The sequence below is a fragment of the Mesorhizobium sp. genome, assembly GCF_004962245.1.
In the GTDB taxonomy this organism is placed as follows: domain Bacteria; phylum Pseudomonadota; class Alphaproteobacteria; order Rhizobiales; family Rhizobiaceae; genus Mesorhizobium.
Genome location: NZ_SUHQ01000027.1, coordinates 1 through 23,338 on the forward strand (window position 1 = coordinate 1; position 23,338 = coordinate 23,338).

Annotated in this window: 24 protein-coding genes and 1 other RNA gene; 10 read left to right on the forward strand and 15 right to left on the reverse strand. The window is 63.0% G+C overall.

Annotated elements, in window-relative coordinates:
* Positions 1-86 precede the first annotated feature (86 nt).
* Positions 87-1,097: a ligase-associated DNA damage response exonuclease gene (locus E5X88_RS24885; RefSeq protein WP_292165989.1), complete on the reverse strand. Its 1,011-nt coding sequence runs from the start codon at positions 1,095-1,097 to the stop codon at positions 87-89.
* 188 nt (positions 1,098-1,285) lie between these two features.
* On the opposite strand from E5X88_RS24885, the gene E5X88_RS24890 reads away from it, so the two are divergent.
* A complete protein-coding gene (locus tag E5X88_RS24890; RefSeq protein WP_292165990.1) occupies positions 1,286-1,645 on the forward strand; it encodes a hypothetical protein in 360 nt (119 codons plus the stop codon).
* On the opposite strand, the gene E5X88_RS24895 is transcribed toward E5X88_RS24890, so the two are convergent.
* The 7 genes from E5X88_RS24895 to E5X88_RS24925 all read right to left on the reverse strand — a co-directional run bounded on the left by E5X88_RS24895 (position 1,642) and on the right by E5X88_RS24925 (position 11,310).
* On the reverse strand, positions 1,642-2,583 hold the full coding sequence (locus E5X88_RS24895; protein ID WP_292165992.1) for a glyoxylate/hydroxypyruvate reductase A: 942 nt from the start codon (positions 2,581-2,583) through the stop codon (positions 1,642-1,644). The genes E5X88_RS24890 and E5X88_RS24895 overlap by 4 nt on opposite strands.
* Before the next feature lie 132 nt (positions 2,584-2,715).
* Entirely contained in the window at positions 2,716-4,344 is a 1,629-nt protein-coding gene (locus tag E5X88_RS24900; protein WP_292165994.1) for an ABC transporter ATP-binding protein, read from the reverse strand.
* Positions 4,341-5,480 carry an ABC transporter permease gene (locus tag E5X88_RS24905; protein WP_292165995.1) on the reverse strand — a complete coding sequence of 380 codons (1,140 nt, stop codon included), beginning with the start codon at positions 5,478-5,480 and terminating at the stop codon, positions 4,341-4,343. Before E5X88_RS24905 ends, E5X88_RS24900 begins: the two co-directional genes overlap by 4 nt.
* The gene (locus E5X88_RS24910; RefSeq protein WP_292165997.1) at positions 5,480-6,574 is read right to left on the reverse strand and encodes a microcin C ABC transporter permease YejB; all 1,095 of its coding nucleotides are present in this window, start codon (positions 6,572-6,574) and stop codon (positions 5,480-5,482) included. The genes E5X88_RS24905 and E5X88_RS24910 overlap by 1 nt, the downstream gene beginning before the upstream one ends.
* 30 nt (positions 6,575-6,604) lie before the next feature.
* The gene (locus E5X88_RS24915; RefSeq protein WP_292165999.1) at positions 6,605-8,473 is read right to left on the reverse strand and encodes an extracellular solute-binding protein; all 1,869 of its coding nucleotides are present in this window, start codon (positions 8,471-8,473) and stop codon (positions 6,605-6,607) included.
* A complete protein-coding gene (locus tag E5X88_RS24920; RefSeq protein WP_292166001.1) occupies positions 8,473-10,350 on the reverse strand; it encodes an extracellular solute-binding protein in 1,878 nt (625 codons plus the stop codon). Before E5X88_RS24920 ends, E5X88_RS24915 begins: the two co-directional genes overlap by 1 nt.
* Positions 10,351-10,614: 264 nt before the next feature.
* Complete coding sequence (locus E5X88_RS24925; RefSeq protein WP_292166002.1) at positions 10,615-11,310, reverse strand: cytochrome c family protein; 696 nt, start codon at positions 11,308-11,310, stop codon at positions 10,615-10,617.
* 193 nt (positions 11,311-11,503) lie between these two features.
* Between E5X88_RS24925 and E5X88_RS24930 the strand changes: the two genes are divergently transcribed.
* From E5X88_RS24930 to E5X88_RS24940, 3 genes are all read left to right on the forward strand, one after another.
* Positions 11,504-12,232, forward strand: coding sequence for a 3-deoxy-manno-octulosonate cytidylyltransferase (locus tag E5X88_RS24930; protein WP_292166004.1), 729 nt, complete (start codon positions 11,504-11,506; stop codon positions 12,230-12,232).
* 28 nt (positions 12,233-12,260) lie between these two features.
* Positions 12,261-13,124, forward strand: a complete 864-nt coding sequence (locus E5X88_RS24935) for a prephenate dehydratase (protein ID WP_292166005.1) — start codon at positions 12,261-12,263, stop codon at positions 13,122-13,124.
* Positions 13,125-13,201: 77 nt separating this feature from the next.
* Positions 13,202-14,005 carry a hypothetical protein gene (locus E5X88_RS24940; RefSeq protein ID WP_292166006.1) on the forward strand — a complete coding sequence of 268 codons (804 nt, stop codon included), beginning with the start codon at positions 13,202-13,204 and terminating at the stop codon, positions 14,003-14,005.
* A 180-nt stretch (positions 14,006-14,185) separates the two neighbouring features.
* Here E5X88_RS24940 and E5X88_RS24945 read toward each other — a convergent pair whose 3' ends face one another.
* The 6 genes from E5X88_RS24945 to E5X88_RS24970 form a co-directional block, all read right to left on the reverse strand.
* Positions 14,186-14,671 carry a hypothetical protein gene (locus E5X88_RS24945; RefSeq protein WP_292166008.1) on the reverse strand — a complete coding sequence of 162 codons (486 nt, stop codon included), beginning with the start codon at positions 14,669-14,671 and terminating at the stop codon, positions 14,186-14,188.
* Positions 14,672-14,742: 71 nt separating this feature from the next.
* Entirely contained in the window at positions 14,743-15,030 is a 288-nt protein-coding gene (locus E5X88_RS24950) for a hypothetical protein (protein ID WP_292166010.1), read from the reverse strand.
* Between the two features lie 66 nt (positions 15,031-15,096).
* Complete coding sequence (locus E5X88_RS24955) at positions 15,097-15,279, reverse strand: hypothetical protein (protein WP_292166012.1); 183 nt, start codon at positions 15,277-15,279, stop codon at positions 15,097-15,099.
* A gap of 564 nt (positions 15,280-15,843) precedes the next feature.
* Positions 15,844-16,137, reverse strand: a complete 294-nt coding sequence (locus E5X88_RS24960) for a Dabb family protein (protein ID WP_292166014.1) — start codon at positions 16,135-16,137, stop codon at positions 15,844-15,846.
* An 18-nt stretch (positions 16,138-16,155) separates the two neighbouring features.
* Positions 16,156-17,097 carry an NAD(+) diphosphatase gene (nudC, locus tag E5X88_RS24965; RefSeq protein ID WP_292166016.1) on the reverse strand — a complete coding sequence of 314 codons (942 nt, stop codon included), beginning with the start codon at positions 17,095-17,097 and terminating at the stop codon, positions 16,156-16,158.
* Between the two features lie 36 nt (positions 17,098-17,133).
* On the reverse strand, positions 17,134-17,553 hold the full coding sequence (locus E5X88_RS24970; protein WP_292166017.1) for an HIT family protein: 420 nt from the start codon (positions 17,551-17,553) through the stop codon (positions 17,134-17,136).
* Positions 17,554-17,826: 273 nt separating this feature from the next.
* Between E5X88_RS24970 and ffs the strand changes: the two genes are divergently transcribed.
* From ffs to E5X88_RS24985, 3 genes are all read left to right on the forward strand, one after another.
* An RNA gene (gene ffs / locus E5X88_RS24975) (signal recognition particle sRNA small type) lies at positions 17,827-17,923 on the forward strand.
* A 103-nt stretch (positions 17,924-18,026) separates the two neighbouring features.
* Positions 18,027-19,874 (forward strand): DNA polymerase III subunit gamma/tau, encoded by a 1,848-nt coding sequence (locus tag E5X88_RS24980; RefSeq protein WP_292166019.1) that lies wholly within the window; start codon positions 18,027-18,029, stop codon positions 19,872-19,874.
* A gap of 29 nt (positions 19,875-19,903) precedes the next feature.
* The gene (locus E5X88_RS24985; RefSeq protein ID WP_292166020.1) at positions 19,904-20,227 is read left to right on the forward strand and encodes a YbaB/EbfC family nucleoid-associated protein; all 324 of its coding nucleotides are present in this window, start codon (positions 19,904-19,906) and stop codon (positions 20,225-20,227) included.
* A 160-nt stretch (positions 20,228-20,387) separates the two neighbouring features.
* Here the strand turns inward: E5X88_RS24985 and E5X88_RS24990 are convergent, their stop codons facing one another.
* On the reverse strand, positions 20,388-20,834 hold the full coding sequence (locus tag E5X88_RS24990) for a lipocalin-like domain-containing protein (RefSeq protein ID WP_292166021.1): 447 nt from the start codon (positions 20,832-20,834) through the stop codon (positions 20,388-20,390).
* 286 nt (positions 20,835-21,120) lie between these two features.
* Between E5X88_RS24990 and E5X88_RS24995 the strand changes: the two genes are divergently transcribed.
* The 3 genes from E5X88_RS24995 to recR all read left to right on the forward strand — a co-directional run bounded on the left by E5X88_RS24995 (position 21,121) and on the right by recR (position 23,230).
* Positions 21,121-21,435 (forward strand): hypothetical protein, encoded by a 315-nt coding sequence (locus tag E5X88_RS24995; RefSeq protein WP_292166022.1) that lies wholly within the window; start codon positions 21,121-21,123, stop codon positions 21,433-21,435.
* A gap of 160 nt (positions 21,436-21,595) precedes the next feature.
* Positions 21,596-22,543, forward strand: a complete 948-nt coding sequence (locus tag E5X88_RS25000) for a cell wall hydrolase (protein ID WP_292166023.1) — start codon at positions 21,596-21,598, stop codon at positions 22,541-22,543.
* Positions 22,544-22,624: 81 nt separating this feature from the next.
* Positions 22,625-23,230 (forward strand): recombination mediator RecR, encoded by a 606-nt coding sequence (recR, locus tag E5X88_RS25005; RefSeq protein WP_292166024.1) that lies wholly within the window; start codon positions 22,625-22,627, stop codon positions 23,228-23,230.
* The last annotated feature ends 108 nt before the right edge of the window (positions 23,231-23,338 follow it).

Consider the following 23,338-nt stretch of genomic DNA (forward strand, 5'->3'; position numbering starts at 1 on the left):
CCAATCTCCCCCCAAGTGGGGGAGATGTCCGGCAGGACAGAGGGGGGCGCCGTAGGGCGCGATACCGGCGATTGCCGTCTCCATCCTCAATCGCCCTCGTCCTCGTAGCCGACGAGATGCAGCGGCCTGGCGGTGATGCCTTCGAGTTCGCACCAGCGCACCAGGGCTTCCTCGCGGCCATGCGTCACCCAGATCTCCTCGGCACCGGTTTCCTTGATCGTGGCGATCAGCTCCTCCCAGTCGGCATGGTCGGAAATGATCAGCGGCAGCTCGACGCCGCCTTGCTTGGCGCGCTGGCGGATGCGCATCCAGCCGGAGGCGAAGCACGAGATCGGATCGGGAAAGCGCCGCGCCCAGCGGTCGGCGAAGGCCGAGGGCGGGCCAATGACGATGGCGCCGGAGAAATCGTCCTTGCCGCCGCTTTCAACGGTCGCCGGTTCCAGCGTCCCGAGGTCGATGCCCTGGCTCTGATAGTAGTCGCTGAGTTTGGCCAGCGCGCCATGTATGTAGATCGGCCTGTCGTGGCCGGCATCGCGCAGCAAGCGCATGACGCGCTGCGCCTTGCCGAGCGCATAGGCGCCGACCAGATGCGCGCGTTCGGGAAACTGCGCGGCCGATTTCAGCAGGCGGGCGATCTCCCCGGTGTCGGGCGGATGACGAAACACCGGCAGGCCGAAGGTCGCCTCGGTGATGAACACGTCGCATTTGACCGGCTCGAACGGCTCGCACGTCGCATCCCTCTGGCGCTTGTAGTCGCCCGACGCGACGATGCGCGTGCCCTGATGCTCGACCGCGATCTGCGCCGAGCCGAGCACATGGCCGGCCGGATGGAAGGTGACGCTGACGCCGTTCACGGCAATCGTCTCGCCGAGTGCTGCCGCTTGCGTCGCCCCGGCATGACCCTCGCCATGGCGCAGCTCCATGATATCAAGCGTCTGCCTTGTCGCCAGCACGAAGCGATGGCCGGAACGGGCATGGTCGGAATGGCCGTGCGTGATCAGCGCCCGGTTGACCGGCCGCACCGGGTCGATGAAGAAGTCGCCGGGTGGGCAATAGAGGCCCTCGGGCCGGGGATGAAGCAGGTCTCTGGCGCGCATGGCTCCAAGATAGGCATTAATTCCGGCGCGGGAAGCCTGTTGCAAGTGGCTGCTGACACCTGCATAGGCAGGAGATATCGATCGCATCCGCGCCGCTGGTGGTAGCGGCTGCGAAAAAGCCCGATTCGCATGCCCGACTGATGCGACCATCCCGATCGAAGGCAGAACGTCGACACGGAGCACGTCCCATGCGCTGGAACATACTGGTCTTGGCATCTTGCCTGGCATCGGCCGGCTGCGTCGGCAACTCGATGTCCGAACGGCAGGACGCGGACGTCCGATCCTCGCTGCAGTACGACAGCGTGCCCTGCGACCAATTGCTGGCACAGCGCGACGGGTTGGCGCAGCAATACCGCCTGCCGGTGGACGCCAAGCCGTCCTTCTCCAATCCGGCAATGGGCTTCGGCCCGTTCACGCCTGATATGCGCTCGAAAAGCAAGCGCGATTCCGACCGGGCGCGCGGCGAGATCGATGCCATGAACCGTTCGATGGCCCGCCGCGAATGTGGCAAGCCGGCCAAGCCAAACAAGCTCGGCCTGACGGGTTAATACCCCGCGTCGCGATCCACGACGTTCTCGAGCTTCTCGCCGCGCTCGAAGGCGGCCATCTGGCGCAGCATGATCGGCGCCAGATGCACGGGGTCGGAGGTCGCCGCCGCATGCGGCGTCACGAACACTTTCGGGTGGCTCCATAGCGGACTGGTCTTCGGCAGCGGCTCGACCTCGAACACGTCGAGGCTCGCTTCCTTCAGCGTGCCGTCCTCCAACGCGCGCACGATGTCGGCATCCTTCTGCAGGCGGCCGCGCCCGGCATTGATCAGCACCGAGCCGCCGAGGCCGTTGCGTTTCCTCAGCTCCTTCAGCACGCCGTAATTGACGATGCCTTGCGTCTGCGGCGTCAGCGGCAAAAGCACCACCAGAATGTCGGTGGCGTTGAGGAACGGGATCAACCCAGCCTCGCCCGAATAGGTCGAAACGCCCTTCATCGACCGGTCGCTGCGCGACCAGCCATTGACCGGAAAGCCGAGCGACAAAAGCACCGACGCCGCTGCGCGGCCAAGCGTGCCGAGCCCCATGATGCCGACGGAGATGTCGCTGGCCGGACGTTGCGGCGGCTCGTGCCAGATCTTCTTCTTCTGCTGCGACCGGTAGAGCATGCCCTGGCGGTGATGATCGAGCACTCGCCAGACGACATATTCGGTCATGTACTGGGTAAGGTTGTCGGCCACGATTTTGACGATCGGCACGTCGGGCAATGTGGGATCGGCGAAGATGTGGTCGACGCCGGCGCCGATTGAAAAGACGGCGCGCAGATTGGGCAGCGCCGACAGCAGGTTCGGCCGCTGCTTCCAGACCACCGCATAGGTGATCGAGGGATCGCTGGCGCCGTCCGGCTCGAGCGCCACCTCGCGTTCCGCCGACAGCAATTCACGCCAGCGCTGCGGATGAAAGCCGGTGACGGCAAGCAGGATACGGCCTTTTTCCATTGCGAATTCTTTTTCCTTTTTACCTACGGCGCCCGCGTCTCCCGGACGCGCGAAGGATGCCGTAGCACTGTGATTTTGCGCATAATCCTCAACGAAAATCGATTCCGATTTTCGGGAGGCATGGGCAGGCCATTACTCGCTGACGATGCCGACCGGCGCCGTCTCGATCCTGAACGCGGCCGAGATCAGCGCCTTGGTATAGTCGGTCTGCGGCCGCTCGAAAATCTGTTCGGATGGGCCGGCCTCGACGATCTTGCCATTGCGCATGACGATGACGTCGTTGGCAAGCGCGCGGATGACCTTCAGGTCGTGGCTGATGAACAGATAGGCGAGGTCGTGCTTGGCTTGCAGGCTGCGCAGCAGATCGACCACCTGCGCCTGCACGCTCATGTCGAGCGCCGAGGTCGGCTCGTCCAGCATGACGAAGCGCGGATTGAGCACCATGGCGCGGGCGATCGCGATACGCTGGCGCTGGCCGCCGGAAAATTCGTGCGGATAGCGGTTGCGCGTGGCGGGATCGAGCCCGACTTCCCCTAGCACATCGACGATGCGCCTGTCGCGCTGATCGGGCGACAGCTTCGGCTCGTGGATCTTCAGCCCCTCCTCGATGATCTCGGAAACCGACATGCGCGGGCTCAAGGACCCGAACGGATCCTGGAAGACGATCTGCAACTCGCGTCGCAGCGGCCGCATGGCGTTGAAAGTCAGCTCGTTGATGTCGCGTCCGTTGAACCGAATGGTCCCGGTCGACGAGATCATCCTGGCCAGCGCCAGGCCGAGCGTCGTCTTGCCCGACCCGGATTCGCCGACAACGCCCAGCGTCTGGCCAGCGCGCACGGTGACGTCGATGCCGTCGACCGCCTTCACATTGTCGACGGTGCGCCGGAAAAAGCCTTTTTTGATCGGAAACCAGACCTTGATGTCCTGGCCCGTCATCACTGGCTTGGCGGCATGGTTGGCCGCCGGCGGCTTGCCCTTCGGTTCGGCGGCAAGCAGATGCCGTGTATAGGTATGCTGCGGGTTGGCGAAGATGTCTTTCGTCGGTCCGGTCTCGACGATCTTGCCCTTCGTCATCACGCAGACCCGGTCGGTGATCTTCCTGACGATGCCGAGATCGTGGGTGATGAACAGCATCGACATGCCCTTGCGGTTCTTCAGCTCCGCAAGCAGTTCGAGGATCTGCGCCTGCACGGTGACGTCGAGCGCCGTCGTCGGCTCGTCGGCGATCAGCAGTTCCGGTTCGTTGGCCAGCGCCATGGCGATCATGACGCGCTGGCGCTGGCCGCCGGAAAGCTGGTGCGGATAGGCGTCGAGCCGCTTCTCCGGCTCGCGGATGCCGACCTCGTTGAGCAGCTCCAGGGTGCGCGCCTTGGCTTGGCGGTCTCCCAGGCCCTGGTGAAGCGCCAGCACCTCGACGATCTGTTGCTCGATCGTGTGCAGTGGATTGAGCGAGGTCATCGGCTCCTGGAAGATCATGGTGATCTTGTTGCCGCGCACGCGGCGCAATTCCTTCTCGTCGGTGGCGAGCAGGTCGGCGCCCTGGAACAGGATCTTCCCTGACGGATGGCTGGCGGCCGGATAGGGCAGCAGCTTCAGCACCGACAGCGCCGTGACCGACTTGCCGGAGCCGGATTCACCGACCAGCGCCACCGTCTCGCCCTTGGCGATGTCGAACGAGACGTGGTCGACAGCCATCGACTGGCGGCCTTCCTGCGCGAAGGCGACGCTGAGGTCGCGGATGGAGAGGAGGGCTTCGCTCATCGGAACGTCTTGCGCGGATCGAAGGCGTCGCGGGTCGCCTCGCCGACGAAAACCAGCAGCGACAGCATCAGCGAGATGACGACGAAGCCGGAAATGCCCAGCCACGGCGCGTTGAGATTGCGCTGGGCCTGCTTCAGGAGCTCGCCCAGTGAGGCCGAGCCGGGCGGCAGACCGAAGCCAAGATAATCGAGCGATGTCAGCGTCGAGATCGAGCCGCTGAGCAGGAAAGGCAGGAAAGTCAGCGTCGCCACCATGGCATTGGGCAACAGATGCCGGAACATGATGGTGCCGTTGGACACGCCGAGCGCGCGGGCCGCGTTGACATATTCGAAGTTGCGGGCGCGCAGGAACTCGGCCCGCACCACGCCGACCAGCGCCACCCAGGAGAACAGCAGCATCAGCCCGAGCAGGATGAAGAAGCCGGGCGGCAGAATGGCGGCGACGATCAGCAAGAGATAGAGCACCGGGATCGCCGACCAGATTTCTATGAAGCGCTGGAACAGAAGGTCGGTCCAGCCGCCGAAATAGCCCTGCAGAGCGCCGGCCGTCACGCCGATCAGCGCCGAGCCGGCGGTGAGGATCAGGCCGAACAGCACCGAGACCCTGAACCCGTAGATGACGCGCGCCAGCACGTCGCGTGCCTGGTCGTCGGTGCCCAGCCAGTTCCAGTTGCCGACGACGCAATTGGGGTCGGCGGCACCTTGCGGATACTGGTTGCACCGTGTCTTGGCGTCATAGAGCCAGGACGGCTTGGTGGGCGCCGCTTCGGGGATGGCGTTGTTGACGGTCCGGTAGGAGTAGCGGATCGGCGGCCAGATCATCCAGCCATGGGCATTGATCTCGTCCTGGATGACCGGGTCGCGATAGTCGGTGACCGCGTAAAAGCCGCCGAACTTCTCCTCGGGATAAGCGACCACGACCGGAAACAGGATCTCGCCCTTGTAGGAAACGAGGACCGGTTTGTCGTTGGCGATCCATTCGGAAAACAGCGACAACACGAAAAGTACGAGGAATATCCACAACGACCAATAGCCGCGCCGGTTGGCCCTGAAGTTCTGCAGGCGCCGCTTGTTGAGCGGCGACAGCCAGGGTCGGGCAATCCGGTCCGGTGCCGTTTCGACTGCGGTATCCGTCATCAGACGTCTCTCCGCTCGAAGTCGATGCGCGGGTCGACCCAGGTATAGATCAAGTCGGACAGCAGCCCGACAAACAGGCCAAGAAGCGAGAAGATGTAGAGATTGGCGAACACCACCGGATAGTCGCGCTCGACCACCGACCTGAAGCCGAGCAGGCCGAGGCCGTCGAGCGAAAAGATGTTCTCGATCAGCAGCGAGCCGGTAAAGAAGGCCGAGATGAAGGCGCCTGGAAAGCCGGCGACGACGATCAGCATGGCGTTGCGGAAGACGTGCCCGTAGAGAACCTGCCGTTCCGACAGGCCCTTGGCGCGCGCGGTCACCACATACTGCTTGCGGATTTCCTCGAGGAACGAATTCTTGGTCAGAAGCGTCGTGGTGGCGAAGGCCGACAGCACCAGCGCGGTCAGCGGCAAGGTCATGTGCCAGAAATAGTCGACGATCCGCGCCGGCCAGGACAATTGGTCCCAATTGTCGGAGGTGATGCCGCGCAGCGGGAACCAGTCATAGAACGATCCGCCGGCAAACAGCACCATCAGCAGGATGCCGAACAGGAAGCCCGGGATGGCGTAGCCGACGATGACGACGCCGCTGGTCCAGACGTCGAATGCCGAGCCGTCCTTGACGGCCTTGCGGATGCCTAGCGGGATCGAGATCAGGTAGGACAGGAGCGTGATCCACAGCCCGATCGAGATCGACACCGGCATCTTCTCCAGGATCAGATCGATCACCGAAATGTCACGGAAATAACTGTCGCCGAAATCGAACCGGATATAGTTCCACAGCATCATGCCGAAGCGCTCGAGCGGTGGCTTGTCGAAGCCGAACTGCTTTTCCAGCTTGGCGATGAATTCGGGGTCGAGCCCCTGCGCGCCGCGATATTTCGAACTGACGTCGCCGGCCGCATCGAAAGTGCTGCCGCCCGCATCGCCACCGCCACCGCCGAGGCGGTCGCTGCCGCCCTGGTTCGTCAGCCTGGCGATGACCTGCTCGACCGGTCCGCCCGGAGCGAACTGGATGACGGCGAAGGATATTGCCATGATGCCGAACAGGGTCGGGATCATCAGCAGGATGCGGCGCAGGATGTAGGCGCCCATCAGGCCCTCTGCCTTGCTTGGGCGAAAATCTCAGGCTTTGCCAATTTTTGCCGCCTTGTCCTTGTCGAACCACCACAGCGTCTCGACCGGAAAGCCGAAATCGGGCTTCTGCTCGGGAAAGCCGAACATGTCCCAATAGGCGGCTCGGTGATTCGCGAGGTGATATGTTGGAATCCAGTCTAGCCGCGCGCGCAAGACCCGATCGAGTGCCTTGAGCGCCGTGACCAGCTCGATCCGGCTCTGCGCCTTGCCGGCTGCCTCGATCAGCGCGTCGATGGCTTTGCTTTCCGTACCGGGATAGTTGCGCTGGCCCGGCGTTTTCGCCATCCGGGAGTCATAGAGGATTTCCAGGCTGTTGGCACTGGGCGTCGCCCCGATCGACCAATGGAGCATGTTGAAATCGAAGTCGAAATCGCTCTGCCGCGCTTCGTATTGCGTGGAATCGACCTGCCGGATCGAGGCGTCGATCCCGATCGCCTTCATATTCTCGGACCACGGGCCAAAAAGGCGAACGATGCCATCGTCCTCGGCCAGCATTTCCACCCGCAGTCGCTCGCCCTTTTCATTGACGACGAAATTGCCGGCTCGCTTCCAGCCGGCTTCGGCAAGCAGTCTCGAAGCCTCGCGCAGCAGCTTGCGGTCGTGGCCGGAGCCGTCGGATACAGGCTGCATCACCGGTTCGCCGAAGGTTTCCGGCGGCAACTCGGCCCGGAACGGTTCCAGCAGGGCCAATTCCTCGGGCGAGGGCAGGCCCTCGGCCTTGTAATCCGACCGCTCGAAGTTCGATTGCGAGCGCTCGTAGGCACCGTAAAACAGAACCCGCTTGGTCCATTCGAAATCGAAGCAATAGGCGATCGCCCGTCTGACGCGCACATCGCGGAATTGCGGCCGGCGCTGGTTCAGCGCGACAGCCTGCATGTCAGGCGACTTCTCGCCGGGAAACTCCCGTTTGACGACCTTGCCGTCCTTCAGCGCCGGAAAGTCGTAGCCGGTCGCCCATACCCGCGCTGTAAATTCCTCGCGAAAATGCGTGTCGCCTTTCTTGAAGGCTTCGAACGCTGCCTGGCGATCGAGATAAAAGTCGATACGGATGCGGTCGAAATTGTAGAGGCCGCGGTTCACGGCCAGATCGCGGCCCCAATAGTCGGCGACGCGTTCATATTCGATAGTCTGTCCGGCCGCCACGCGCCCCACTCTGTATGGTCCGGAGCTGAGCGGCGGTTTCATCGTCGAGGCATCGAATTCGTTGACCGTATAAAAGGCCTTGGACACGATCGGCATTACGACGACTGCAAGGATATTCTGCGCGGACTGTTTGCCGTCGAAGGTGAGGTCGACGGTAACCGGATCGACCGCGACCGCTTCCGTCATATGCCGCAACGCTTGGGAAAGGTTCGGATGGCCCTTGTCCTTGTAAAGCTTCAACGCGAAGGCAACATCCTCAGCCGTCAATGGCGAGCCGTCGTGGAAGCGCGCTTGCGGACGCAGGCTGAAGCGGAAGCCATTGCGATCCGGCGATAAGGTAACGGACTCTGCAAGCAGGCCATAGACCGCATCCGGCTCATCGAGCGCGCTTGCCATCAGCGAATCGAAACAGAGTTCGGTGCGCGGCGGAGAATCCCCCTTCAACACCAGAGAATTCAACGTGTTGAAGGTCAGGAAGCTTTGATTGAAGGTGGCGTTCGGCGGTGCGAAATTCATCCCGCCGCCTTTGGGGGCGTCCGGATTGACGTAGTCGAAATGCGTGAAACCTGGGGAATATTTGAGATCGCCGAAGGCCGACAGGCCGTGCAGCTTCACGCCGGTCGGAATGGTGGCAAAGGCCCGGCCGGGCAGCAGTGCCGCCGCCGCGGCCGCGCCGCCCAGGGCCAGAAAGTCGCGGCGGGGCAGCGCCGCCATCAATTGCCACTCTTGTATTTTGCCGCCAGCGCCTTTTCCTTGTCCTTGTCGATCCACCAGGAATTGATGTCGGCGCCGACATAGGCGGGTTGCTTGTCGGGAATGCCGAACTTGTTCCAGTAGGCCAGCCAGACCACCGGTCTGTGCCATTGCGGCACCACATAGTAGCTCCACAGCAGCACCCGGTCGAGCGCATGGGTGGCGGCAACCAGATCGTCGCGGTCGGTGGCGAAGATGACGCGGTCGACCAGCGCGTCGACCACCGGGTCCTTGATGCCCATCAGATTGCGGGAACCAGGCGCATCGGCGGCTTTCGAACTCCAGAAATCGCGCTGCTCGTTGCCGGGGGAATCCGACTGTCCGAACATCCCCGTCACCACGTCGAAGTCGAAGCTGCGGGTGCGGTTCACATATTGGCTGGGGTCGACAATGCGGAGCGCCGCATCGATACCGATCTTGCGCAAATTGTCGACATAGGGATTGGCGATCACCTCGTCGCTCGGGTCTCGTCCGAGGACTTCCAGCTTGAACTGTTGGCCCGTCTCGGCGTTGACCATCTTGCCGCCCTTGATGACCCAGCCGGCCTGAGCGAAGAGATCGACCGCAGCCTTCAGGTATTTGCGCTCGGCCTGCGGGGAATCGTAGACCGGCAGCTTGAACTCCTTTGTGAACAGCTCTGGCGGCAGCTTGTCTCGATACTGCTCGAGGATTTCCAGCTCCTTGCCTTGCGGCAGGCCGCTCGATGCCAGTTCCGTGCCTTGGAAATAGCTGCTCGTTCGGGTGTTGAGACCGAAGAACAGCGTACGGTTCATGCTTTCGAAATCGAGAACGTTGGTCAGCGCCTCGCGTATGCGTCTATCCTGAAACTGCGGGCGCCGCAGATTGAGCACGAAACCCTGCATCGGCTCGGGCGATTCGGTCTTGAATTCCTTCTTGATGACGTCGCCTTGCTTGATCGCGGGGAAATTATAGGCGGTCGACCAGCGTCTGGAGCTGTTTTCCGCGTTGATGTCCTCAAGCCCACCCTTGGTGAACGCCTGCCAGGCCGCGTTCTCATCGAGAATATAGGTGAAACGCTGCGTGTCGAAATTCTCGCGGCCGATCTTCACCGGCAGCTTGGCGGCCCAGTAGTCGGGCACGCGCTGCCAGACGATTTCCGAACCCGGCTTGAAGCTGGCGATCTTGTAGGCGGCGGACCCCAGCGGCGGCTCTTGCGTCGGCCTGGTGACGTCGCGCTTCTTGCCTTTGGCGTCGGTGCCTTCCCACCAGTGCTTCGGCAGCACGACGAGGTCGCCGAGGATCTTCGGCAGCTCCCTATTGCCCTTCTGGTCGAAATGAAATTCGACTTCGCGGTCGGAGATCGCGACGGCATCGGTGACGTTCTCGAAATAGCGGCTGTATTGCGGGCTGTTGGCCTTCAGCACCTGGAACGACCAGATCACGTCGTCGGTGGTGATCGGCTTGCCGTCATGCCACTTCGCCCGCGGGTCGAGACGGTAGGTCACCGAGGAATAGTCGTCAGGATGTTTGTAGGCATCGGCAATCAGCGGGTGGCTGACGCTGCCCTCGTCGGTCGCCTGCTCCATCAGGGTGTCGTAGAGCAGCCCGCCGCCGAACGGGACGAAGCCGGCAGCGAAGGAACCCTGGACGATATAGGGATTGAAGCTGTCGAACGTGCCGGGTGCCACCGAATTCAGCGTGCCGCCCTTCGGCGCGTCCGGATTGACGTAGTCGTAGTGCTGGAAGTTGTCGCCATATTTGGATTCGCCGATCAGCGACGAGGTGGTGCGCCATTCGTCCGCGAACGCTGCCTGCAGGCCGCCGGCGATAGCGGCCACAACCAGCATCGATCTGAGAAACGTTCGGCCAACCGTCATGCCTTCTCCTCTTAGCGATAGCTGTCAGCGGACAATCTAGATCATTTGACGCCTATGAAAACCGCGACAGGCCGGCTTTGTCGCCGCACATGCGCTTTTCCTAACAAAAAAAGCCGGGTTCAACCCGGCTTTTTAGCGCATGACCCTGAAAATCGGAATCGATTTTCAGAAAAGGATCATGCGCAAAATCAAAGTCCTACAGCGTCCTTTGCGCGTCCCAAAAGGACGCGCGGCGCTGTAGGGGATGCTGTCATGACAATTGCGTTATTGGGCCGGGGCAGGGGCTGCGGGTGCTTCACCCGCGGCCGGCGCCGCTGGCGCCTCGCCCTCTGCCGGCGCTGCACCCTCTGCCGGCTTGGCCGGCGCCTCACCTTCGGCGGGCGCGGCTGCGTTGTCGGCTGAAGCGCCAGGCGTCGGCAGCGGCTTGGGACTATCCGACAGCGTGCGCAGATAGGCGATGACGTTGGCGCGATCCTCGTCCTTCGGCAGGCCGGCGAAGCTCATCGCCGTGCCCTTCACGAGCTTCTTCGGCGAAGTGAGGAAGTGGTTGAGATTGTCGTAGGTCCACTTCTCGGCGCCGTCTTTGGAAAACTCCTTCATGCCGCCCGAATAGGCGAAGCCCGCATGCTCGGCGACAGGTCGGTCGACGATGTCCCACAGATCGGGGCCGACCTTGTTCGGTCCACCCTTCTCGCCGGAGTGGCAGGCCTGGCACTTCTTGAACACGGCGGCACCCGCTTCGGCATTGGCGTTGGCCAGCAGGTCGGCGATCGGCTTGGCTTCTGCGGCCGGGGCTGCCGGGCCGCCCTCGGCGGGCTCCTCGGCCGCCTCGATGGCGAAGCCGGGCTTTTCCGGGGTGGGGGAGGCGAACAGCGCGTCGGACACGATGCCGACCGAGAAGATGACGAACACGGTTCCCAGCAGCCCGCCGATCAGCTTGTTGATTTCGAAAGAGTCCATACGCCCCAGGCTCCCTTTTCCGGCGGACCGATCCGTCCACTCCGTCCGTCGGTAATCGTGAACCACCTCGCGAGGCGGTCAAATCGGGCGGAAACTAGGTCTTTTGCTCTGGCGTTGCAACACCTATAAGGGCGCTTCCAGTGAGACCTTTTGCCACTTTTCCCGTCCTCTTTTCGAACGCTTCGCCATCCCGATGTCCACGCTCATCCTCATCCCGGCCCGCATGGCCTCGACCCGCCTGCCGGGCAAGCCGCTGGCCGACATCGCCGGCGCTCCGATGATCGTCCATGTCGCCCGCCGCGCCGCCGATGCCGCACTTGGCCGGGTGGTGGTCGCCACCGATACCGAAAGCGTGGCCGAAGCGGTGCGCGCGCACGGTTTCGAGGCGGTGATGACGCGGGCGGATCACGAATCGGGCTCCGACCGCATCTTCGAGGCACTGACCACGCTCGATCCCGGGCGCAAGGTCGAAACAATCGTCAATGTGCAAGGCGACCTGCCGACCATCGATCCCGACATCATCAATGCCGCGCTGAGGCCTTTCGAGAATGCGGCCGTCGACATCGCCACGCTCGGCATCGAGATCGTCCGCGACGAGGAAAAGACCAATCCGAATGTCGTCAAGATCGTCGGCTCGCCGCAGTCGCAGACACGGCTGCGGGCGCTCTATTTCACCCGCGCCACGGCACCCTGGGGCGAGGGGCCGCTCTATCACCACATCGGCCTCTATGCCTACCGCCGCGCCGCGCTCGAACGCTTCGTCGCGCTGAAGCCGTCGCCTCTGGAACGGCGCGAGAAGCTCGAGCAGTTGCGGGCGCTGGAGGCCGGCATGCGCATCGACGCCGAGATCGTGCAGTCCGCGCCGTTCGGCGTCGACACGCCGGACGACCTCGAACGCGCCAGAACCATCCTTTCAACCTGAGACATTTGGTCAATCCGAGACATTTGGCATGCCTGAAAAAACCAACAAAATAGCCTTCCAGGGCGAGCCGGGCGCCAATTCCGACACCGCCTGCCGCAACATGTTCCCTGATATGGAGCCGTTGCCGTGCCCGACCTTCGAGGATGCCTTCAATGCCGTCGAGACCGGCAAGGCCGACCTCGCCATGATCCCGATCGAGAACACGATCGCCGGGCGCGTCGCCGACATCCACCATCTCCTGCCGGAATCGAAGCTGCACATCGTCGGCGAATATTTCCTGCCGATCCATTTCCAGCTGATGGTCTTGCCGGGCGTCAGGCGCGACGAGATCAAGACCGTGCACAGCCACATCCATGCGCTCGGCCAATGCCGCAAATATATCCGCAGGAACGGCTGGAAGCCGGTGGTCGCCGGCGACACGGCGGGCGCCGCCAAGCTGGTCGCCGAGCTGAAGGACCGCACCATGGCCGCGTTGGCGCCGGCCCTGGCCGCGACGCTCTACGGGCTCGACATCATCGAGGAGAATGTCGAGGACACCGACAGCAACGTCACCCGCTTCGTCGTGCTGACCAAGAACAGGCGATGGGCCGACCGTCCCTCCGCCGACGCCAAGATGATGACGACGTTCATCTTCCGCGTCCGCAACGTGCCGGCCGCGCTCTACAAGGCGATGGGCGGCTTCGCCACCAACGGCATCAACATGACCAAGCTGGAGAGCTACCAGCTCGGTGCGTTCACGGCGACCCTGTTCTATGCCGATATCGAGGGCCATCCCGACGACCCGTTGGTCAAGCTGGCGCTCGACGAGCTTGCCTTCTTCTCGCGCGAAATGCGGATCCTGGGCGTCTACCCGGCCAGCGAATCGCGCGAGCAATGGAAGGTGGCGGATTAGCTAGCATTCATCGAGAGCTCCGCAGCGTCCTGACGTAGCGCCTTGCCAGCTGACGAGCGCCGGGCGACAGTCCTGTGATGTGGCTCCTGAAACTGACCTTCGCGGTCGCTGGATTGTATGCGGTCGTTGTCGCCGTCGCGTATGTGCTTCAGTCCTGGCTGATCTTCCCGTCCGGCCTTGCGGCCTTCGGACCCGACCTGCCGGCCGGAGCCCGCCATGTCGAACTGGCGACGCAGGATGGCGAGCGCGTCGTTCTGGTACGCCTGCCGGCAGGACAGGCGGTGGCGGAGCCACGCCCGCTCCTGCTGGGATTCGCAGGCAACGCCTGGAATGCCGACGCACTTGCCCTCATGCTGCACCAGCTCTTCCCCGAACATGAGGTCGCTGCGCTGCACTACCGCGGCTATGCGCCGAGCGGCGGCAGGCCGTCGGCCTCCGCCCTGTTCGAGGACGCCCGGCGTGCCCATGACCACCTGGCCAAAGATGCCAAGGCCGGCATCGTCGCCATCGGCCTCAGCCTCGGCGCTTCGGTTGCGGTCGATCTGGCGGCGGCCCGGCCGCTGCGCGGCATCGTCATGGTGACGCCCTTCGATTCGCTGAGGGAACTCGCCGCTCACCACTATCCCTGGCTGCCGGTGCGCCTCTTGTTGCGGCACCGCATGGAAGCGGCAGGGTCTTTGCGCCGCCTCGATGTCCCAACGGCCGTCATCATCGCCGAGCACGACACCATCGTTCCCGCGGCACGTTCGGCACCCCTGCGCGAAGCCGCCCGTGATCTGCGCAGCCACATCGCCATAGCGGCTGGCCACAACGATCTCTACAGCCATCCCGACTTCGCCGGCGCGCTACGCGCCTCCGTTGCGGCGGTCACGCACGATTGACGAGCAGTTCAGGGAGCACGCAAGGTGACGATCCAGGCCGGCCCGGCGACACGGCTGCTGGTTGCGGCGAAGGGCCGCTTTTGAGGCGCGAACGCCGCCGTGAGGAAGGCTATCGCTCAAGCCTTTGGGTGCGTCCCGAACAGACGCGCCGTCGCGCCTCATGCTGCGTTGATCCGTATGTCACTCGATCGCTTTGCAAGTTCCGAACGCGTTCAACACGCTATGGTGCGAGGCCACGGTGAAGGAGGCCATCTCGTCACTTGTCGAGCCCTGGATCGTCCAGCCGGTCGCCCCGTCGACACCTTGAAGGATGAGGCTGTCGCCCGACCGAGCCAGGACACCGATCGTGGACACATGCGGCAGGCCGTCCGCATTGACCGACGCGATGATTTGCTGCTCGAAATGGATGAGAAAACGCGCCGGCAGTGGCACCTCGCCAAGCGCCTCGGCCGCACTGCAACCGGAACCTGTCTTGCAGAGGCGGGCCTCGGTAAAGGTACAATCAATCGGATGCGGCAATGGTTCGGTCCCGGTGGCCTGTTGATCCCGGGGCGCGGGTTCCTGTTCAGCAGGCTGTTGATCTTCCGGCGCGGGCTGCTGTGCGTTGGCGAAGCTGATGAGGCCGCCGGCGATCAGGACAGCGATGATTGGTGAAAGGATGTGCATCTGGAGCCTCCTATCCTGGGTGCAACGTTGAAGGCGACGACCGACGGATCTCGACGCAGTTTCGCCGGACGTCAGTACGGTTCATAGGGCCGATAGTAGGCAGGCCGCCGGGGTGGAGGATAATAGTAGACGGACGGAGGCGGCGGACGATAATAAGCTGGGGGGAAAGGCTGCCCGTAATAGTAGCGCGGGCGCGGGCGCTGCCGCGCGCTGACCGCGGCTCCCAATACCGCACCGGCGATGAGGCCGGCTATCAGCGCTCCATCATGATTATGGTGGGCATGGGCTGGCGTCGGCGTCGACACCGACGTCGCCATGACGCTTACGGCGGCAAGCACCGGAACTGTGACCTTCAGCATCTCTCTCTCCTTCCTCTTTCACCTCACTTGACTGCGCTATCTCCGGGCACTGACTGCGCCCGGAATTTATGGAATTTCTTCCTCGATCGCGTCGGCCAGCACGGATCTCAGCCGCCAGCCGTCATCGCGATCCCCGTAGCGGATGTCGTAGATGCGCCATTCATCGGCGTGCCGCGAGAGGACGAGACCGGCCTCGAGTACGGCCGCATTTTTTGCGATTGCCGACTTTGGCTCCCGCTTCACGTTCATTCTCGGCGGCATCCGCCTACGTGGAGAAGAAAGCGCTGGCTCTAATGGTATGGGGGTCACCACGGCGTCCATCCTGTGATGGTCACGCCAAGCAAGGTAGATTGACCGGATTGCTGGATTCCAACAAAGAACCCTGCAGACCAGCACCGCCGCTTGGCCGATCGGGCACCCTCCACCTCTTCATGCACGTTATACGTGTTGTCTTCGAAAGAAAACCCCATCGAATATCGAATCCCATTTTTCGGACTTCGCAAAATGTCGCGAACGCGGACGACACTAGGTCAGGCGCAGCCCAGATCGCGATTGAACCCCTCCACATCCCTGGCTTGCATGCGATCCCGGATCGGGAAATCACCGTGACCATGGCGCACTGCACGCCGTGATCCCGAAGGAGGTCGAGAGCTTCCTGGCGAAGGCAGGCATCTCGAAGCGAGCCCTTTAGCCGTGTCGATGGTCCGTTCACCCTGGGCATCCGCTTTCCGTGCGCATCTCGGACTTGCGAGCGATGTGCCTCGATGCCTACTGGGGGCGAACTTGTTCGTTCAGAGCGATTGGACTCCGTCCCTAAGTCAGCGGCTCGTAATCGATCTCGAGAAATACCGCGACCTCCGGGACCCAGCGGTCGCGGACGAAGGCGACGTGGTCGGGATGGTCGTTATAGCGGGAATAGGCGGCCTGGTCGGCGAACTCCATCGAGAAGCCGAAGCGATAGTCATTCTTCGGGCTGACCTGCCGCAACTGCTCGAATTTCTCGACGCCCGGTATCGCCGCGAGTATTTTGGCGTCGACGAGGAATCTTGCCTCCTCGGCCGAATTGTCCTTGTGCCTCAGCCTGAACACCACTGTGTGACGGATCATTTTGGTCCCCTGCAAGTCTTATGCGCTGTCGGCCCAGGCGCGAATGAGGTTATAGGCGATAGCCCCCTTTGGCGGCGTCATCAGGCCGCCCGGATGCTCGCGGGCCAGCATCGAGAGCACCTCGTCGCGAAGGAACCAACGGCAGTCCTCCAACTCGTTTAGGTCGGCCTGGATGTCGTCGTTGAGCGGTTCGCCGAAGCAGCCGATCATCAGCGAATACGGAAACGGCCAGGGCTGGCTGGCATGGTAGACGACGCGGCCGAGCCTGATGCCGGCTTCCTCCAGCGTTTCGCGGCGCACTGCCGCCTCGATCGTCTCGCCCGGTTCGATGAAGCCGGCAAGTGCCGAATACATACCCGGCGCGAAATGCCGGCCGCGGCCGAGCAGGCATTTTTCGCGCGTCGCCGTCAGCATGATCGCCACTGGATCGGTGCGCGGAAAATGCTCGGTGCCGCAGGCCGGGCAAAGCCGCTTGTAGCCGCCGGCCCGCATCTCGGACTCGGTGCCGCATTTGCCGCAGAAGCGGTGGCTCGCGTGCCAGGCCAGCAGCGCTGCTCCTTGCGCCATCGCGCCGGCCGCCGCCTCGTCGATCAGCCCCTGCATATAGACCGAGCGGTAGTCGATGGCCTTGATGGTTTCGGGAAGCTGCTCGGGGTCGACGCCGGCCGGCACGGCGAGCACAGGGCCGCTGTCGGAAAAACCGAGCAGGACGCCATGGTCGAGCGACGCCTGGAGCGGCTGGCTTTCGGCCGCGCCGAACCAGGGATCGAAGCCGCCATCGCCGAGCTTCAGGAAGAGCCGGCCGCCATGCATCAGCAAGAGCCTGGTCGAGGGATCGGCGAGCGCCTTTTCGACGCAATCGTCGGCGCGGTTTTCGGATTGCCGGTCGATCATGTTGCCGGCGAAGCCGACGAACTGGCTTGGCTCGCGCAAGGGCGCGTCAAACAGGCGGAAGCTCATGGGAGACTCGGACTTCAGGATGGACACGGGAGAGGCTTATAGCGCCGCCTTGATCGTTTCGGCAAACCGGCGAAGGTCCGGGTGCTGGTAGGGCTCGCGCATGCCGTGGCCCCACACCGGACCCGGCCAGCCAGGATCGCCCTCCGAGCGCGCGATGACATGGACATGCAACTGACGCACGATGTTGCCGAGGGCGCCCGTGTTGATCTTGGTGCAGCCGGTCACCTTCTTCAGCGCCTGCGCCACCATGTTGGTCTCGAAGGTCAGCATCGCCTGGTCGAGCGGCGTCAAATCGTGGATTTCCTCCGCGCCCGGCCGCTGCGGCACCAGAAGCAGCCACGGCCAGCGGCGGTCGTTCATCACCCGCAACTCGCACAGCCCAAGCCACATCAACTGCTCGCTGTCCGCCTCCAACCGGGCATCCAGCGTGAATCCGGCCTCAAGGCCCGGCAACATTGGCGTTTTCCTCGCTTTTATAGTGTTTTTAAACTTCATGGACGCTAAAGCGGCTGCCGAGGGGCTGCAAGGGGGAGATAGGCAGCTTCGTCGAGGATGCCAATTTTGTTCTTGCTTTGTGCCGGCAGTTATGCTAACAATTTTAATATGGTGCTGATTTGCGCCGAGGACCCGCCCTCGAGGCGGGTTTTTTGTTTCAGCTTTCGGCGCCATCCTCGGCTGATTGATCCTGCGCCCTTGCATTTCATCGCCGAATTGCCGATATGGAAAACGGGAGGTTGGTGGTGGACGGTCCACTCGCCAACCGGGTCAGGTCCGGAAGGAAGCAGCCCTAACGAGCCCGGAACGGGTCATTGTTCCAGCCTCCCGCCTCTTCGCCTTTCTCCCGCGACATTGACGGCGCCAAGCCCTGCGGGCGAAACTATGCGCAGGAATCGGCCACCCCAGACGTGGCCTTGGAGCTTTACTGGCGAATGAGCGAAGCCGGAAATTCGGGAACGGAAAAGGCCGCTGCCTATCGCGTTCTGGCGCGGAAATATCGTCCTGCTAATTTTTCGGAACTGATCGGCCAGGAGCCGATGGTCCGCACCCTCACCAATGCCTTCGCCACCGGCCGCATCGCCCAGGCATGGATGCTGACCGGCGTACGCGGTGTCGGCAAGACGACGACGGCGCGCATCCTGGCAAGAGCGCTCAACTACAAGACCGCCACCGTCGATCAGCCTTCGGTCGATCTTGCCGTGCTGGGCGAACACTGCCAGGCGATCATGGAAGGCCGCCATGTCGACGTCATCGAGATGGACGCCGCCTCGCACACCGGCATCGACGACATCAGGGACATCATCGAGCGCGTGCGCTACGCGCCGGTGTCGGCGCGCTACAAGGTCTACATCATCGACGAAGTGCACATGCTCTCGACCCAGGCGTTCAACGGCCTGCTGAAGACGCTGGAAGAGCCGCCGCCGCACGTCAAATTCATCTTCGCCACCACCGAAATCAGAAAAGTTCCGATCACCGTCCTGTCGCGTTGCCAGCGCTTCGACCTCAGGCGTATCGATGCCGGCGCGCTGGTCGCGCATCTTTCCTCGATCGCCGGCAAGGAAGACATCGCGGTCGACGACGACGCGCTGGCGATGATCGCCCGTGCGGCCGAAGGCTCGGCGCGCGACTCGCTGTCCATTCTCGACCAGGCGATCGCCCATGGCAGCGGCGCGGTCAGCGCCGAAGCGGTACGCGCCATGCTCGGCCTGGCCGACCGCGCCCGCATCGTCGACCTGTTCGAACATGTGATGAAGGGCGATGTCGCGGCCGCTCTCGCCGAATTCCGCAACCAGTACGACACCGGCGCCGATCCGGCCGCGGTGCTGACCGACCTTGCCGAGTTCAACCACCTCGTCACCAGGCTGCGCTTCGTGCCGACAGCCCTCGACGACGCCTCGCTGTCCGAGGACGAACGCCGGCGCGGCGCCGATTTCGCCAAGGCGCTGTCGGTCAGGGTGCTGTCGCGGACCTGGCAGATGCTGTTGAAGGGCATTCCCGAGGTGCAGTCCTCGAACCGCCCGGTCAGTGCCGCCGAAATGGTGCTGATCCGGCTGGCGCACGCCGCCGACCTGCCGACGCTGGACGAGGCGTTGAAATCGCTCGAGGGCGGAGCATCGGCGCGCAATGGCGTGCCGCTCTCGAATGGTGCGCCCGCAAGCCCCAGCCCTGCAAGTCCAGGCCCCGCAAGTCCTGGTCCCGTAAGTCCTGGTAATGGCGGCGGCGCCAGTGCCGTGGCGCAGACGCGGATGCCGACGGCCAATGGCGGCGCGCAGACCATGCGGCTGGTCGAAGCCGAGCCGATGCCGGCAGCCTTCGTGGCAGCGCCGGAGCCGGTCGCGGATGCGCCGCCGGTGCCGGTAAAGTCGCTGGCCGACATCGCCGCCCTTGCCGATGCCCAGCGCGACATGGCCTTCAAGGTGCTGGTGAAGCGCTGCGTGCGCCTCGTGCGCATCGAGCCCGGCCGCATCGACGTCAGCCTGACCGATGACGCGCCGAAGATGCTGCTCAACGATCTGACCGCCAAATTGCGCGCCTGGACCGGCCGCAGCTGGCTGGTGTCGCTGTCGAAGGAAGAGGGCGGCCAGACGCTGGCCGAGATGGAATCGACCAAGCGCGAAAACGCCCTTCTCGACGCCAAGAGCGACCCGACCGTCGCCGCCATCCTGGCACGGTTTCCCGGCGCCAGGATCATCGACGTGCGCATTCCCGACACACCGGAAGCCGATGCGGTCGAGGCCGAAGTTCCGGTCGAGCCGGCGGCGGACGACGACGAAACCTGATACAGCATCAATTTGTAGAGGACCACGCGATGAAAGATCTTCTCGGCCTGATGGGCAAGGCGAAGGAAATGCAGGCCAAGTTCCAGGCCATGCAGGACGAGATCGCCACGCTGGAAGCCACCGGGCAGGCCGGCGGCGGTCTGGTCAACGTGACGCTGACCGGCAAATTCGAGATGAAGTCGCTGAAGATCGACCCGTCCCTGTTCAAGGAGGACGAGGTCGAGATTCTGGAGGATCTGCTTCTCGCTGCCCACAATGACGCCAGGGTCAAGGTCGAGCAGATCATGCAGGAAAAGACCCAGGCACTAACCGCGGGACTGCCGATACCGCCGGGAATGAAGCTGCCGTTCTAGTGGTGAAAACCTGACGCTTGGTTCCCGCGAGGGATGGCAGGGTTCGACCCGTTCCGGTCGTTGGGGTTTGAGAACAAAACGGCACAAGTCTGTGGACCAAAGCCGTCATGCGGATGGGCGATTATCGTCGTCCGCGCGCGGACTGATGCGCGTTGCACCGTTAGTGATGAGGCGAAACGATCTTCTCGAACCTGACGGTGTGAATGCAGTCGCGACCATCAAGGGGGTTTTTCGCTGGAGCTGATTTATAAGTCAGCATTCGACCGTCCGTATCGATGAAACGAACTTGCTGGGTGCCCTCCCACGTCGCATTCCAGCTCATGTCAATATAGTGAATAACCCGATCATCTTCGACCGTGTATGTCCCTGCATAGGCAAACATCGAATCGTAGAGTCGGACCTTTTCTTCAGGAGTAGGAACAAGGTCGTTGGGTGTAATGCGATCTTCATTAAGAACGAGGACCATCACTCGGCCGTCCGCAGTATAGGTGATAACGCCTCTGGGATTCTTTCCCAAAGCGTCTCTGACTTCGCCGGATTCAAGGACCTCATAAGTCCAGGAATTCATCCTCCATGATCCCAGCAGCAAAGTTGCCAATTGCGACACGACACTACCCCTCCACGAATGGCTGGTTCAAAATAGCATGAAGCCCGGGCCCCCACCAAAGCTCCGGTGGAACTCCTTATCCAATTGGCGACTTGGCAAGGCAGACTACTGCAAACCACCCTGAGCGGTAGTTGAGTTTCGGGCACCATTCGTTAGGTTTCACCACTCTGAACTATAGCGTTTCAGCGGCGCCATGACCGAAGAGCCATCAGCCAGGCTGATAGAGCAGCGCGTCCGAAACAGGATCTATGACATCCTGGAATCCTTGGCTGATTGCGATGCCGGCGTGGACCTCGTTGGAATCAATGGCTATTTTCATCTCTTCGACGATTTCCTCCATCATCCGTCCATCGAATCCGGCATGTCGGTTCTGTCGAAGGACGAACGCGCGATCGTGCTGGAAATCGCCGATTTCCTGGAAGCCGCCTGCGCGGCGACCCCTGACTTCACCAGGGCCGAGTTCATCGAGAGCGGCTGGCCGCAGCAGATTGCGCCCAAGGCACGGGATGCGCGGACGCTGTTCCTGAGACGCGGTCTGTTTTCGGAGGAATTCGACGAGTCCGAGCCCGGGCAACCGATCGTCGTGCCGGCAGGCAGGTAGAGCGGCCCGTCCCATCGCTGGTCCCCCAGATGTGCCCCACCGGAATGTGCCGATTTGGCCACTCTCGTCGTTTAATAACCCTTTAGCCATCTTTTTGCCTGAAACAGTATCATTCTTGCCACAAGCTGGGGCGGGCCGGCGACAGAATGAGGGGATACTTTTGATCGCGACCCGATGGAAGGCGCCATTGTTGCTCGGCGTCATCGCCTCTCCGCTGTTTTTGGCCGCCTGCAGTCAGACCACCTCGCACGGCTTGTCCGTGGCCAGCCTGACCGATGCCGTCAGATCCCGGCCCTACAGTCACACAGCGAAGGACAAGGAGTGCCTCCAGCGCGCTATGTTCTTCGAATCCAACCGGTCGAGCCGAGACGGCATGATTGCCGTCGGCACGGTGGTCATGAACCGGCTGCGGTCCGGCAAGCACGGCAACACCATCTGCCAGGTGGTCGGCGAGCGCGGGCAGTTCGCGCCGGGCGTGATGACGCGGCGGATGAATTCGAAGGCGCTGCCTGATGTCGAGGAGGCCGCCGAGGCGGTGCTCAAGGGCGAGCGCAAGGCCAAGCTGAAGGACACGATGTTCTTTCACACCGCCGGCTTGCGCTTCCCCTACAAGAACATGCACTACACCATGGTTGCCGGCGGCAATGCCTTCTATGAAAAGCGCGGCCGGAACTGGAAACCATTGCCGGACGAGCCCACGGTCGCGATGGCACAGGCTACGCCCACGGCGCGCGCCACGCTCGTGGCCTCCGCGACGCCGGTACGGGCAGATAAGGCAACATCCGCCCGGGCGACATCCGCTGAGCCAGCACCTGCCGAGACAAGGCCGATCGAGGCAACCTACGTGACCGCAGCGCAGGCGGCAAAGCCGATGAAGGCGACCTTCGTGAAGGCAATCCCCGCGGAGGCTACCTCCGATAAGGCGACGCTCGTGGCGATGCAGGAGCCGGACGCGGCCCGTTTCGGCGGCACGGTCGATGCGCAACCTGTCACGTCATTCCCGGCCGCGTCGGCCGAGCCGACGATGTCGTTTGAATCGACGCCCGAGAACACCGACGCCATCGGCGCGATGATCGCCGGCGAAGCCCGGCCGCTGGAAGCATACTGACGGCAGCAGCGTCTGTACGCGTTGAGCAGGCCGCGCGGCTGGCCTGTTCCAAAGCGCGCGGAAAAATCCTAAACCGATGCGATGTCCAAGCGAATCGCCGGTCCCGAGATCGAACGCCTGATCCAGCTTCTGGCCAAGGTGCCGGGGCTCGGTCCCCGTTCGGCCAGACGTGCCGCGCTCCATCTCATCAAGAAGAAGGAACAACTCTTGTCGCCGCTCGCCGCCGCCATGAGCGAGGCGGTCGAGAAGGTGCGCATCTGCTCGACCTGCGGTAACGTCGATACGTCCGACCCCTGCATGATCTGCACCGATCCGCGCCGTGACGCCGGCACGCTCATCGTCGTCGAGGATGTAGCCGACCTGTGGGCGCTGGAACGGGCGACCGCCATGAATGTCCGCTACCATGTGCTGGGCGGCACGCTGTCGCCGCTCGACGGCATCGGTCCCGAGCAGCTCAACATCCGCTCGCTGGTCGACCGTGTCGCCGGCGGCGAGGTCAAGGAGGTGATCCTCGCCGTCAACGCCACGGTCGAAGGCCAGACCACCGCGCATTATCTCACCGACCAATTGTCCGATTTCGATATCAAGGTGACACGGCTGGCGCATGGCGTGCCGGTCGGCGGCGAGCTTGACTATCTCGACGAAGGCACGCTGGCCGCGGCGCTGCGCTCGCGGACGGCGTTTTAGCGAGTGGTTTTCTGAGATGTCGGCATTCTGTCACGCCCCCCTCTGTCCTGCCGGACATCTCCCCCACACGGGGGGAGATCGGTTGTCATCGAAGGCTTCGCTTATCTC

Coding starts and splice junctions, on each gene's coding strand:
- E5X88_RS24885 (WP_292165989.1), bottom strand. CDS start 1,097: ATGCGCGCCAGAGACCTGCTTCATCCCCGGCCCGAGGGCCTCTATTGC.
- E5X88_RS24890 (WP_292165990.1), top strand. CDS start 1,286: ATGCGCTGGAACATACTGGTCTTGGCATCTTGCCTGGCATCGGCCGGC.
- E5X88_RS24895 (WP_292165992.1), bottom strand. CDS start 2,583: ATGGAAAAAGGCCGTATCCTGCTTGCCGTCACCGGCTTTCATCCGCAG.
- E5X88_RS24900 (WP_292165994.1), bottom strand. CDS start 4,344: ATGAGCGAAGCCCTCCTCTCCATCCGCGACCTCAGCGTCGCCTTCGCG.
- E5X88_RS24905 (WP_292165995.1), bottom strand. CDS start 5,480: ATGACGGATACCGCAGTCGAAACGGCACCGGACCGGATTGCCCGACCC.
- E5X88_RS24910 (WP_292165997.1), bottom strand. CDS start 6,574: ATGGGCGCCTACATCCTGCGCCGCATCCTGCTGATGATCCCGACCCTG.
- E5X88_RS24915 (WP_292165999.1), bottom strand. CDS start 8,473: ATGGCGGCGCTGCCCCGCCGCGACTTTCTGGCCCTGGGCGGCGCGGCC.
- E5X88_RS24920 (WP_292166001.1), bottom strand. CDS start 10,350: ATGACGGTTGGCCGAACGTTTCTCAGATCGATGCTGGTTGTGGCCGCT.
- E5X88_RS24925 (WP_292166002.1), bottom strand. CDS start 11,310: ATGGACTCTTTCGAAATCAACAAGCTGATCGGCGGGCTGCTGGGAACC.
- E5X88_RS24930 (WP_292166004.1), top strand. CDS start 11,504: ATGTCCACGCTCATCCTCATCCCGGCCCGCATGGCCTCGACCCGCCTG.
- E5X88_RS24935 (WP_292166005.1), top strand. CDS start 12,261: ATGCCTGAAAAAACCAACAAAATAGCCTTCCAGGGCGAGCCGGGCGCC.
- E5X88_RS24940 (WP_292166006.1), top strand. CDS start 13,202: ATGTGGCTCCTGAAACTGACCTTCGCGGTCGCTGGATTGTATGCGGTC.
- E5X88_RS24945 (WP_292166008.1), bottom strand. CDS start 14,671: ATGCACATCCTTTCACCAATCATCGCTGTCCTGATCGCCGGCGGCCTC.
- E5X88_RS24950 (WP_292166010.1), bottom strand. CDS start 15,030: ATGCTGAAGGTCACAGTTCCGGTGCTTGCCGCCGTAAGCGTCATGGCG.
- E5X88_RS24955 (WP_292166012.1), bottom strand. CDS start 15,279: ATGAACGTGAAGCGGGAGCCAAAGTCGGCAATCGCAAAAAATGCGGCC.
- E5X88_RS24960 (WP_292166014.1), bottom strand. CDS start 16,137: ATGATCCGTCACACAGTGGTGTTCAGGCTGAGGCACAAGGACAATTCG.
- nudC (WP_292166016.1), bottom strand. CDS start 17,097: ATGAGCTTCCGCCTGTTTGACGCGCCCTTGCGCGAGCCAAGCCAGTTC.
- E5X88_RS24970 (WP_292166017.1), bottom strand. CDS start 17,553: ATGTTGCCGGGCCTTGAGGCCGGATTCACGCTGGATGCCCGGTTGGAG.
- E5X88_RS24980 (WP_292166019.1), top strand. CDS start 18,027: ATGAGCGAAGCCGGAAATTCGGGAACGGAAAAGGCCGCTGCCTATCGC.
- E5X88_RS24985 (WP_292166020.1), top strand. CDS start 19,904: ATGAAAGATCTTCTCGGCCTGATGGGCAAGGCGAAGGAAATGCAGGCC.
- recR (WP_292166024.1), top strand. CDS start 22,625: ATGTCCAAGCGAATCGCCGGTCCCGAGATCGAACGCCTGATCCAGCTT.